The following is an 11,861-nucleotide window of genomic DNA, read 5'->3' as shown; positions in this document are numbered from 1 at the left end:
CATAAATTTGGACTTGATCCATAAAGAGAGGAAGCGAGCGTAACTATTATTAGTAAAAGGTACATTAATCCTCATTTCACCCGCTCAATCTTAAGAATTTCAATTACTTGCTACTATTAATTATTGATACTGCTACCATAAAGCACGACATCGCTCCACTTATCGTCTCTAAACAGAGTGTCAACGAACAAACGACAGCCCGTTCACAATCGGGCTGCCGTCTCTCACATCGTTCCCCTGCAATATCCAGACCAGCCAGCAAGACACCAATAGCTAATTCTGCTTAGCGAAATCGATGAAGCGGCTCGCCACTTCCCGAATGCGCTCATTCGATTTCAAGGTTGATGGATCGCTGAATCGCGTCTCCAATGCGTGAATTTCGCCAGTAACATGGCTTTTCGCTGCTAATTGAACACGATTACTCACTTGGCTGCTAATGCTGCTGCCGGCAGTGACGTTTCCGATTTCGACTGTGGCAAGCTGCTTGCTTTCTCTGCTCATGATCGTCCCCTCCTTTCCAGATAGAGGTGCAGTGTATGCAGGATCGCCTTGTTCTCGCCGTAAAGCTGGTCGAGGACTAGTTGGCGGTCGTAAGCAGGAGTGTATTCAAGCTTGGTCAGGACGTGCAGGGCAAGGACATACTTTCCGCCCATCGGGAAGCAGGCGATCATTTCCTTCATGTCGTAGGACGTTTCCTTCTCATACAATTTCGCCTCGTTGCAGGCATACGTCACAGATACGTAGCTGCTCCCGTCGTCAGTGCGATAGGCCGGCTGGCAATCCGCATCACCAGTACATCCCACCAGCGCCAGCTCGCCCTGACTCTCCAGCAGCCGATACAGTGCAGCCCCCGTTACGGCGCTTAGATGCACGATCGGCTGCGGAATATACTCCTGATTGAAGATATCGCCGGTTTTCATAGCTTGCGCAAGAATGGACAGCACCCGGTCATCATCCTGATCATACCGGAACAGCGCCTGGACAAATCGGTAATAGGCCTGAGCAGCTTCCTCTTTTTCCATGCTGTCTTGGATTTCCCTGACGGAGCGGTTCAGCTGCAAATAGCTTTTCAGCAGAAGAGACAGCTGGGCGCGTACAATTTCTGCTGCTTCCTCCGAGACGGAAAACTTGAAGAAATACCGACCGAAATTTTGGCTGACCTCGTCGATAAATTCCACAATACCGGGGGACAGCCGATCGGAGGCCTGCCTGTACAGCACCCATGTTTCATAGAGGATGAGCGCCAGAATCGGTTTGCGGAGCGCCTTGGCCTTCCGATATTCTGCCCGAGTGACACTGATGCCGTGATCGGGAATCATCATGCCGCTCTGGCTGCCGATCATCAGAACATAAATATCTGCGCGCTCGACCTCGCGCAGGCAGCTCTGGATAATGTCCTCGCCCGTCCAATCGAAGGAAATCGACTCTGAAAGCTTGACCTGGTGTCCCAGCTGCTGTTCAATCTGATTCGATAAAGTCCGCCTGACTACTTGCATATCCCGGATCGTTGAGCTGATAAATAAGGTGAGCATGATGAAATCGACCCCCTGCTGGATTTAGGCGGCATGGAACGGCTACGTATCTGAGCTGTCTGTATGTGATTCCGCTTCCGAATGACGCAGCGCGCCGGCGACGTTTTTCGTGCCGCTGTAAAACCCGACCGCATTAGCGGCAAGCAGAATGCCAATGACTACCCCTCTGGGGCTGTAATCGATCAGCATCAGCGAGGCAATGATACCGAGCGGAAGTGCGGCGAGCGGAATCATTTTTTTCGGAATCCCATATTTGCTCAGCAGCCACAGGAGAAACATGATTGCAGGAATCAAGGTCGCATCATAGAGGCTCATATCGATATTCACGCTTCATCCTCCTTTCCGCTTCCCCTCTGTCTGAACAACGCCTCCATCGCATGCAAGGCATCGTGTCCGTTTAAGACAGAGTCCCGTCCTGTACCGGCCTGCATGGCGCGAACAAATTCGTCGATAACTCCTGAGCGAATCCCCTTGTCCTGCCGGAAGAAGAGTTCCGCCTCCTCTGTGTAGGTTTCGCCATTATGAAGGACGACCCGAATGCCCGTCATCGATTCGCCTGCGATGAGATTGCCCTTCTCGCCATACAGCACCATGCGATGGTCTTGGAGCGGATTGCACCAGCTCAGATTTATAGTTCCCAGACAGCCGCCCGACAGGCGAAGCAGCAGAGCGGCATGGTCCTCAACCTGAACGTTGTCCCGCCGGCATCCCGTGAATGCCTGCATATCTGCAATCGCATCGTCCAGCAGCCAGCGCATCAGGTCGATTTTGTGCACGCCTAGATCGCCCAGTACGCCCAAGCCTGACAGCTCGCGGTCCAGGAACCAGTTGCCTGCGCCGTCCACGCTCCAGCCTTCGGGCCCGCCATGCTGGAAGTTCGCGGTGAACTGAATGACCGGACCGATCGTACCCTCCCGAACGATTTCCTTGACCCGGCGGTATACCGGATGCAGACGCTGGTTATGCCCGACCAGAAGCACCTTGTTCAAGCGGTCCGCGGTTTCGACCAGCCGTTGGCAGTCCCTGGGCGTAGTCGCCAGCGGCTTTTCGACAAGCACATGCGCGCCTGCTCGCATCGCTTGCAGACCTACATCCGCATGAAGCGCATTCGGCACGCAGATCACTGCACCGTCAAGATCGGTAGAGCCGAGCAGCTCCTTCACGCTGGAGAAAACCAGAGGGATACGATATTGATCCGCCAGCGCCTTGGCCCGCTTCTTGTTCTGATCGCACAGCGCTACAAGCTCTACGCCCGGATGCTCGACCAATTCCGGAATATGGCGCACTTGCGCGATTTTCCCGCAGCCGATTACCGCGACACGCCAGCGTTGGCTTATGCTCATGGCTGCTCCCCCTCACCCTGCGCAATCGGCTCGTCCGGCTCCTCAACCGTCAGGATCTGATTGGCTGCGACGTTGTGCAGCTTCTGAACTCTGCCGCTAGGCCACTGAATCGTGATCGCATCAGCCTGCAACGCCGTTCCGAGTCCGAAGTGAATGCGAGGATCGCTCTGCGCGGCATAGGAATTCCCCCCATCCCGCTCGATAACGGTAGACACGCCGTTCACCTCGAAGGTGACTCTTGCCCCGACCGCATCTCTGTTGCTCGGCCAAGTGCCGACCAGGTTCAGCTTGATCCAGTTGCGTTCCGGCTTGACCGTGTTGGCGAACAGCTTGGGCGTATTGCCTTGATTCGCGAAAGCCAGATCCAGCACGCCATTGTTCGTTATGTCGATAGCGGCAACGCCACGGCTGTCGTAATCGAAGGTCAAACCGGTCGCTGCAGCGACATCTTGAAAGGAGGAGCCGTTGTTCCAGAACAAGTAATTTTGTTCATAGCCGGATAAGCTCTTGTCCCCGAAGTCCATCCAATTTTTTGCATCCTCTACGACCGTGCCCGGGGTAGTCGCCAACGTCCCCAGATCGAACCAATAATCGCGCTGCTTGCTGGCAGAAATAAATCCGGTGCTTACAACGAGACTGAACTCTCCGCTGTTGTCGATATCCATGAAGCGGGCACCCCAGGAAAAGTCCGCCAGATGGATATTCAGCTCCGGCCCACGGTCGACAAATCTGCCCTGCTCATTCGCCTGCCACAGCTGATTGCCTTCCAAAATGTACAGCGGCTTGCTTACATTGCTGACATACATCGCAAGCCTTCCGTCATGAAACACGTCCGCAAAATCTACATTCATCCCTTTGAACGTGTCTTCCCCGATACCCCGATTTTGTGTAATTTCTACAAATCGCTCGCCTTGCTCATTGAAGTACAGCGTGTCCGGGCCGAAGTCGTTGGCATTGTACAAGTCCGGCCAGCCGTCGTTGTTGATGTCAGCCGATCCGGCAGCGAGCGTCCATCCCCTGTCAGCCACACCCATCTCGTCGGATACATCGGTAAAGACACCTTCTACGTTACGCAGCAGGATATTCCGGCCTCCGTTGACGGCCCGCTCGAAATCATCATGCATGATTCGGGTTGTCGTCAAGTCGAACAAATTATGATCCTCGTGGAAATAGGCTCCCAGATACAAGTCCAGATAGCCATCGCGATTGTAGTCCAAGGCTACCGCCTTGGCAAAATTCCCGTTCACCTTGCCAATTCCCGTTTCATCCGTCACGTCGGCAAAGCCTTCTCCTTGGAGGTTGCGGAACAGCCTGCTCCCCTCGCTCCAAGTCCCCACGAACAAGTCCGGATACCCATCATTGTCATAGTCGAACCAAAGCGCCGTCTGCGAGACGCCTGCCTGATTCACATCGGCCACGCCCATCGCATCGCCCACCTCTGTAAATGTGCCGTCGCCGTTATTGCGATAGAGCGCGTTCTTGCTGCCGATCCCGGAATTGGTGAAATAGAGATCCATCCACCCATCCTGATTGAAGTCGGCGACGAATACGCCAGCACCTGTCGAGGCGAGCCAGGGCATGATATTGTCCACCTTGGCGTCGTAGACCGGCTTCTCATGCACAAAGCCAATCCCCGCTTCATCCGTCATATCACGAAAGCTAAAGCCGTACTCCTGCTGCTCCTGTCCCGAAGAGCATCCAGCTGCGGCTGCTAAGAGTCCCATCAGGACGCAAATGCCTGCCGACACCTTGAGTTTCTTCCCCATGATCGCTCCCCCTTACAGTATCTCTGCCATGCATTGACGAACCTTGTCCAGCCAATCGACATACCGCGGATTTGCCTGCCGAACGAACAGCTGCCGCTTCACACTCTCTACGGCCTGCTGCGAAACGAATACCGTCTCGGAAACAGCAGGAACGAATCCGGACACATACTCGTCAAAGTGCGGTGTCTGCAGCTTGCGCGCCTGCCAGCCGAACGACAGGCCCTGCCCGAAGGCCGCCCGCCATTCCCGAGGCACCAACTCGCTCAGCCCCTTCACCCAAGGTACGTCGTCAAAGCAGCTGTAAGCAGCCGCCAGCCCGACGCCGCTGATTGCATCGGTCCGCTGTGGCGTCGGCAGCCGCTCAAGCTCATACAGCACCTTGTCCAATTGGAATTGTTGCTGGAACCATAATGAGCGGCCCCATCCCTGATAGCAGACGCGCTCGCCCACATGGCCCAAACGCGAAAAATGGCGCGCAAGCCGGGCAAAGCTCAAGCGTTGCAACAGCCCCGCGCGAAAGCCGACCCCGTCATACACAATCGGGCCGTGGAAAGGGTCCAGCATGCGCAGGAAACGCCGGTAACCTGAGGAACGATAGCCGTAGCGGATAGACAGCCACCAGCCAAGACCGACATAGTACTGATACAAATAATTCGGGGAATACGCCTGGAAGTTGGCTTCCAATGACGCCTTCTCCGAGGGTCGGAACAGGGTGCGAGCGCCAAGTCCCATGCCGAGACCTTCATAAGCAAATCCTCTATAATAGGTGTCATACCGCTGATCGAGCATTTGCTTGATTTCCGAGACGTTCGGATCGTTTTGCAGCACTGCGTGATACCCGTCCAAAAATGCCGATAGAATAGTCTGGAACTTCTGCACAAAGGGCTGATTGCTGCTGTTCAACACGGCAATCTTCCGGACCATCGCTGCCCGGTTCCTGTGCAGCCATTGCATGCGCAGCAGCTGCATTTATACCTTTCCTTTCTCTTCAACCAGCTTGACGATATCCGCCAAGCTCCGGACCCCGGTCAGTTCATCCTCTTCCAGCCGAGTGCCGAACTGACGCTCCAGATGCACCGCGAGCTCCAGCGCGCTTAAGGAGTCTACTCCCCATTCGTCCAGCGGCTCTTCCAGACGGGCATCCACCTCCGCCGGTTCCGGAAACTCTCCTTCCCCGGTTACCTCAATCGTAATTTCTATCACGCGCTTCTTCACCAGCTCCATATCGAGCATGCATACCCCTCCTCGTAATCGCATACAGCCTCAATACAATCCGCCATCCACTACGACAATGGCTCCCGTCATATAGGAGGCGCTTTCCGAGAGCAGAAATAAAGCTGTCTCGGCGATATCCTGCGGCTTGCCGAGACGCCTTAACGGAATGTCCCGATGCAGCTCCCGCTTCTTCTGCGGCTTGATCATCAGCAGCATATCCGTATCCACGAATCCGGGCGCGATGGCATTCACCCGAACGCCCAGCGGTCCAACCTCTCTCGCCAATGCGCGAGTAAACCCGTGAACCCCGGCCTTCGCCGTCGAATAGTTCACTTGACCGGCAGCGCCGCTAATTCCCGACACAGATGAAATGTTGACGATCGACCCAGCCCTCGGCGCAAGGATAGGGATCAGCTTCTTCGTAACCGCAAACATGGCGTGCAGATTCACCTGCAGCACATCCCGCCAATCAGCGTCCGGCATCTTGTACAAGGGACCGTCCCGCAGCATGCCCGCATTGTTCACCAAGCAATCAACAGGAACATCCGCCAATTGCCGGAGAAGTCTGTCCAGATCCGCCTCCGATGTGAAATTGGCCTGGATGGCCTCCACCCGCTTGTCTGTCACATTGCACTGCTCTGCCAATGCTTGCGCAGCTTGCTGATCGCTGGAGTACGTAAACATGACCTTCGCCCCTGCCTGCGCCAAGGCGCGTACGATTGATGAACCAATCCCTCCCGATCCTCCGGTGACTACCGCTGTTGTGCCAGTAAAATCCCATTTTGCTTGATTCATGGTTCCTCCCTTTTCCCCGTCGATTTCCAAATGCACGCTGCATGGAATCCACCGTAAGCCGGTACGGACTTCACTGCTGTGCGAATGCGCTTTTCGGATGTTTCCGTCACAATTGGCAGCGACAGCTTCGGATCAGGCGTGTGATGCTGCAGCGTGCGGGGAATGACGCCGCGCTTCATCGCTTCTATCAGCAGCACAGATTCGAGCATCCCGCTTGCCCCCAAGGTGTGGCCCATATAACCTTTGAACGCGGTGACAGGCGGAAGCGCCTGCGTGCTGCTCCGATAGGCGCGTTGAATTTCTCTCGCCTCATACAGGTCCCACAGCGGACTGCCGGTGCCATGCGGCACATGCAGATCAACGCCGTCTGGCGCAAAGCGCTGAACCGCATCCGCAATAACCGAAGCGTACAGATGGCTGCTGACATCCGGCAGTGTCATCTGCCAGCGCTCCTGAGCGAAGCTGCCCCCCGCATAAAAGCAAGAAGCCTTAGCTCCTCTCCGCTCGGCGTGCTCGCGTGTTTCCAGCACGAGCGCTCCCGCTCCATCGCCCAATACCGAGCCTTGCCGGTTCAGATCGAACGGCGCAAGCGGCGCGCCGCCGGACATCGCCCCCTTGTCCTCCAGCCACAAATACTCGGAGGCGTGCGCATAATCCGAACAGGCGACGATCACGACGTCCGTGCTGCCGCTGGCGAGCAGCTGCCTGCCAAGCTCCGTGGCGTACAGGCCGGAGGCGCATGCGTTGTTAACCGCATAGGTGAGGCCGTTGATGCCGAATAGATTGGACAAATAGAAGAGGTAAGGGAAGGTCTGCAGATGGTAAAAATAATGCTGCAGCTCGGCAAAGGAATGACGGAATCCTTTTTCAGCCTGAACAATCGTCTCCCGCTTGTGCACAAGCCTGTCGACGAGCCGCACTACTCCCAGGTTCTCATGTCCCACCACAAGGGATACTCGGGATGCGGCATCCAGCGATAACTCAGCATCATGTAAGGCCAAAAGTATGGAAACGAGTATATAACTGAAATCATAGTCCTCGTACACCCCCCAGTGCTTCAGTTTTTCACATTGCTGCGGCTCCAGCCACTTGGCCAAATCAACCGAACCAATGACATAGCACGGAAACCGCACGTCTTCAGAACCGTCCCCCATCGCCTGCCGCCGTTCCCCGATTACCGGTTTTTCGGCCATCACCGCTTCCCACACTGCGTCATTGCCGATCCCCGCCGAGGTCAGCATCGAGGAGCCGGTCACCCACGCCTCATTCATGCGTCTGCTCCTTCCCGCATTGCCGGCTTGTCCAAACCAAAAACCAACATCTCTTGTTCGCGCATGACAAGCTCAACATAAGGCCGCACGCCTTGGTCAACCAGAAGGGCTGCATGCACAAGTGCAAGCGGCAGACTCCAGGGAGGGATCGCCTCCTGTCTGTCATGCCCGGCGTTCACCGCCGCCTGCTCGTCCACCCTCAGTCGAATTCCTTGTGAGCTTCCCCTGCAGGACAACCGCAGGGCGCTGACCGATTCGCGCCGAAAGGAACAGGGCAAGCCGCCGTTGCGGAAGGGTTCGGGCGGGAAGCGGTTGACCATGCACACCATGACTTCGCCCGCCCGTCCGTCTTGCAGCAAATCAATCGCATAACGCATCAGTTTCCAGCCGGTCGCATCCCCGTCTGATAATGTCACATTCACCCCGCGCAGCTCGAATTTCTCGGCCAGATGCCCGCCGATTGCATTCAGCACGGTCTCCGGGAAGATGCCCGGGTTGGCATGGTTGACCCCGTACTGCCGGGCGTCGCGATCAAGGGATACGATCGCTTCCAGATTGGAATAATTGGTGCCAACTACACAGGCTGCCTGTTCCGGCTGACTTGCCTTGCCCCCGCTGATCGCTTCCCGTACGGCCAAATAGGCGTATTGCGCCGATGAGGACCATTTCCGGACAGGCTTCATGTGCGGATCAGACGGGTCCAGCTGCGGCAAACCTGCTGGAGAAGCAGCCAGTTCCTCCCGCTTTAGGAGCAGAGCTGCGCCGCTGCCGAGCGGGGTAACCGCTCCGTAGCCTTCCACCCACATCTCGTACATGCTGCAACGTCCCCTTTACTGTTTTCCAAGAATGATTGACGAATTAATACCGCCGAAAGCGTATGAATTGGACATGATATACGCCGCCGAACCCGTGCCTGGCGAACGAATGTACTCGATATTCGCCTCCTGGCATGCCGGATCAACCTGCTCCAGATGAAGCGTCGGCGGACGAATCCCCGTTTCCAGAGCCTTCACGCACATGATCGCCTCAATCGCGCTTGCGGCGCCGAGCGTATGGCCGAGATGACCCTTGATAGAACTTACCTGCACATGGGAATCCTCGAATACCGTGCTGATCGCCCGCGCCTCCATCGCATCATTGGCGGCCGTTCCAGTACCGTGTGCGCTTACGTAATCGATTTGCGCCGGCCGGATACCGGCCATCGCCATCGCGGTGCGCATCGCCCGAATCGCGCCTTTGGCTTCCGGGTCCGGCTGCGTGATGTGATGGGCGTCGCCATTGAAGCCGTAGCCCAGAAGACTGGCTCGGGCTCGCGCCTGGCGCTCAGCTGCTTGCGCCTTCGTCTCCAGCACAAGCACCCCGGCCCCTTCCCCGAGAATCAGCCCTTGGCGTTCCTGATCGAACGGCCTGCAGCGACCCGGGGACATCGCCCGCAAGCTGCTGAAGCCGGTGAACGCAATCCACGAGAGCGCGTCGACCCCCGCCGCAATCATGAGATCGGCCCGGCCGGCTCGCAATTCATCCATGCAGCGAGCTATGGCGAAGTTCCCGGCTGCGCAGGCGTTCGTGAAGGTCCAGACCGGGCCGGCGAGCGGCAGCAATTGTCTCAAATTATCGGCAATCGCCCGCGGACCGCCCAGCTTCGCTGAAGGCGCGGTATGCAGCGTTTGTTCAAGCGGCTCGATCTCGCCCATCGTCGTACCAACGCATAGACCAACCCGCAGCCGCTTGCAGTCGTCCATTGTGATTTGCGCATCCTGCAGCGCCTCTTCCACAGCCGGAACGACGATCTGAGTCGTGCGCCCCATCGCAGCAACCTTATCCGGGTATGTGGCGGATCGGGGCAAGGCTTGAATCTCACAAGCGAATTGATTGCGATGCCCGGACACATCGAAGCTTCGTACTTTGCCAATGCCAGTCCTGCCGGTCAACAAGCCTTCCCAGCAGCGATCCGCCCCCTGGCCGATCGAGGCGTTCACGCCGATGCCGGAAATGACCACTTCGCTCAACGTCATGGCCGCTCACCTGCCAGCGGCTGCCGCCAAATAACCGAAATATCTGTCAGCTCAGGGGTTGGCCGCTGGAACTGCTCCATCCCGCGAATGTCACCAACGAGCTCTTCCGCCTGGCTGATGCCCGCCAGCACCCTCTCCTGCAGCGGCTCATACTCGGGATAAGCGGCTGCGCCTTCCTTCCAGACCGCGAAGCCTTCCTCGACCGAGCCTCCCTTCACCAGTGCATCGCCAAGGGCGGCATACGCCATCGGCCACATCACCAGTTCTTGATCCGCATGCCGCTTGGCGACAGCTACACAGTACGAGAGATCCTGAATCGACTTCTCAATGCGCTGCAGCCCGACTGGCCAATACAGGTTGTTAATCCCTCTTAGGAAATGCCCCATCCAGTCATGGGGATGCTGCTCCAGGATCACATTGGCTTCCTCTATGGACTGATAGGACAGCTGCCCGAGCGAAGCTGTGCCAAGCGAAGGGTCCTGCAGCTGGTCCACATAGGCGAGCGCTAGCTGCAAACGGATCTCCGGTTCGAAATCCTTCGAATCCCGGAGCAGCGATTGAAGGAAGGCAATCAGCTCCTCATGCTGGTCGTTCGCGATCATGGCCTGTCGCATCGCCGTGCTATAGCCAAGGTGACCGGGGTGAAAAGCAACAGCCGCCTGCAAGTAGGCAGCATCGCCTGTCAGCACGCCGTACACGTATGCAGCGTCTGCCGATGTCTCGTCAGCCAGCGGCAGTTCGGGAGGCTCAGGCTGCTGCCCTTCAGCTGCCTGCAGGATTGCGTAGGAAGCTCGCTCGTCGTCGAATGCCAGCCGGAATGCCGACCAGTCAGTCCCGTTGTCCAATTCGGGCAGGGGATATGGCGCACGCCACTGCTCATAGGCCCACCAAGCAAGCAGTACGAGCAAGCAAACCGACAATGCCGCTACTGTCATAACCTTTTTCCTCATCCTCTTCTCCTTTCCAAGGCTTGCGGATTCCAATATTTCTTCTTGTACCTCGAAGGCGGCATCCCCACTCGCTTTTGGAATATCCTTCCGAAGTGGGTCAGATCGCCGTAGCCTACCTCATAGCACACGCTGGTCACGGATTCGTTGGTCAGAAGAAGCTTTTTCGCCAGCGCGATACGCTCCTCAATCAGATAATCGCGGAACGTAATGCCGAACTTTTTCTTGAATACCTTGGAAAAATGCCACTTGGACACATAATTTTGCCTGGCTACATCCTCCAGGGACAGCTCATTGTTATCCAGATTGTCGCGGATATATTGGAGTGACTTCTGCCAATCCACATCATCGTTGTGCAAGGCTGCATGCTCCGGGGACAAATGTGCCAGGTCAGCCCCGTCCACAGAAGCCAAATAGTACAGAAACAGCTTGACGATAAACAAGGTGTGCTTGTCCGCATTCAGGAACAAGTAAACCGGAGCCAGATCGTTAAGCGGGGCAATCCGCTCTTGTTGGGGCGCTTGCGATTGCGAGGAAACGATAAATACGGCTTCGCAGCGTTCGTGCAAGACGAGCTGCTCCACTTCTTCAATGGAGGTTGCGAGATGAATGCGAGTCGACTCCTCCTGCTGTGCATCCGATTCGTGCTCGGCCTGACCGGGATCAACAATCCAAAGAACAATCAATGTATACACCCCTACCTGAAAAAAGATGGAATGAAGAATGTATACACATCGTAATTCCTGGAGCCCTGATTCAACTCGGCTTTCCTTACCAAAGAACATGCTTTTATTGTTATTTGTATCTTTTATTGGCATAAAAACAAGAAAAACGCCAAATGGCGTTTAGATGCACACGCATATGAGTCTCCTTCCGCCCACCTATCTGCAAATAGAGGAAAACAGCGGTCTTATTCAATGCGGTACTGAGTTTATGCGAAAGATTAGAGGAAAAAGTGCACTAGCCTTGCATCAATG

General features: G+C 56.2%; 13 protein-coding genes. All 13 read right to left on the bottom strand.

The window, feature by feature from the left end; all coding sequences use genetic code 11:
* Positions 1–273 precede the first annotated feature (273 nt).
* The 13 genes from XYCOK13_RS21300 to XYCOK13_RS21240 are packed head-to-tail and all read right to left on the bottom strand — an operon-like array spanning position 274 to position 11,570.
* Positions 274–501 (bottom strand): hypothetical protein, encoded by a 228-nt coding sequence (locus XYCOK13_RS21300; protein ID WP_213414266.1) that lies wholly within the window; start codon positions 499–501, stop codon positions 274–276.
* Positions 498–1,532, bottom strand: a complete 1,035-nt coding sequence (locus tag XYCOK13_RS21295; protein ID WP_213414265.1) for a DUF4062 domain-containing protein — start codon at positions 1,530–1,532, stop codon at positions 498–500. Before XYCOK13_RS21295 ends, XYCOK13_RS21300 begins: the two co-directional genes overlap by 4 nt.
* A 42-nt stretch (positions 1,533–1,574) precedes the next feature.
* Entirely contained in the window at positions 1,575–1,859 is a 285-nt protein-coding gene (locus XYCOK13_RS21290) for a hypothetical protein (protein WP_213414264.1), read from the bottom strand.
* Complete coding sequence (locus XYCOK13_RS21285; protein WP_213414263.1) at positions 1,856–2,875, bottom strand: Gfo/Idh/MocA family protein; 1,020 nt, start codon at positions 2,873–2,875, stop codon at positions 1,856–1,858. The genes XYCOK13_RS21290 and XYCOK13_RS21285 overlap by 4 nt, the downstream gene beginning before the upstream one ends.
* On the bottom strand, positions 2,872–4,641 hold the full coding sequence (locus tag XYCOK13_RS21280; RefSeq protein WP_213414262.1) for a CRTAC1 family protein: 1,770 nt from the start codon (positions 4,639–4,641) through the stop codon (positions 2,872–2,874). Before XYCOK13_RS21280 ends, XYCOK13_RS21285 begins: the two co-directional genes overlap by 4 nt.
* 12 nt (positions 4,642–4,653) lie before the next feature.
* Positions 4,654–5,610 carry a DUF1702 family protein gene (locus XYCOK13_RS21275; protein WP_213414261.1) on the bottom strand — a complete coding sequence of 319 codons (957 nt, stop codon included), beginning with the start codon at positions 5,608–5,610 and terminating at the stop codon, positions 4,654–4,656.
* A complete protein-coding gene (locus tag XYCOK13_RS21270; protein ID WP_213414260.1) occupies positions 5,611–5,874 on the bottom strand; it encodes an acyl carrier protein in 264 nt (87 codons plus the stop codon).
* Between the two features lie 30 nt (positions 5,875–5,904).
* A complete protein-coding gene (gene ymfI / locus XYCOK13_RS21265) occupies positions 5,905–6,651 on the bottom strand; it encodes an elongation factor P 5-aminopentanone reductase (protein ID WP_213414259.1) in 747 nt (248 codons plus the stop codon).
* Positions 6,648–7,922 carry a beta-ketoacyl synthase N-terminal-like domain-containing protein gene (locus XYCOK13_RS21260; protein ID WP_213414258.1) on the bottom strand — a complete coding sequence of 425 codons (1,275 nt, stop codon included), beginning with the start codon at positions 7,920–7,922 and terminating at the stop codon, positions 6,648–6,650. The genes ymfI and XYCOK13_RS21260 overlap by 4 nt, the downstream gene beginning before the upstream one ends.
* Positions 7,919–8,737 (bottom strand): beta-ketoacyl synthase N-terminal-like domain-containing protein, encoded by an 819-nt coding sequence (locus XYCOK13_RS21255; RefSeq protein WP_213414257.1) that lies wholly within the window; start codon positions 8,735–8,737, stop codon positions 7,919–7,921. Before XYCOK13_RS21255 ends, XYCOK13_RS21260 begins: the two co-directional genes overlap by 4 nt.
* Positions 8,738–8,752: 15 nt before the next feature.
* Entirely contained in the window at positions 8,753–9,937 is a 1,185-nt protein-coding gene (locus XYCOK13_RS21250) for a beta-ketoacyl-[acyl-carrier-protein] synthase family protein (RefSeq protein ID WP_244865298.1), read from the bottom strand.
* Positions 9,934–10,887: a hypothetical protein gene (locus XYCOK13_RS21245; RefSeq protein WP_213414256.1), complete on the bottom strand. Its 954-nt coding sequence runs from the start codon at positions 10,885–10,887 to the stop codon at positions 9,934–9,936. Before XYCOK13_RS21245 ends, XYCOK13_RS21250 begins: the two co-directional genes overlap by 4 nt.
* Positions 10,884–11,570, bottom strand: coding sequence for a helix-turn-helix domain-containing protein (locus tag XYCOK13_RS21240; protein ID WP_213414255.1), 687 nt, complete (start codon positions 11,568–11,570; stop codon positions 10,884–10,886). Before XYCOK13_RS21240 ends, XYCOK13_RS21245 begins: the two co-directional genes overlap by 4 nt.
* Positions 11,571–11,861: the final 291 nt, after the last annotated feature.

Origin of the sequence: Xylanibacillus composti (assembly GCF_018403685.1) — a bacterium.
Lineage (GTDB): Bacteria > Bacillota > Bacilli > Paenibacillales > K13 > Xylanibacillus > Xylanibacillus composti.
The sequence above is the reverse complement of the archived record's forward strand: the minus strand, read 5'-3'. Positions and strand labels throughout refer to the sequence as shown.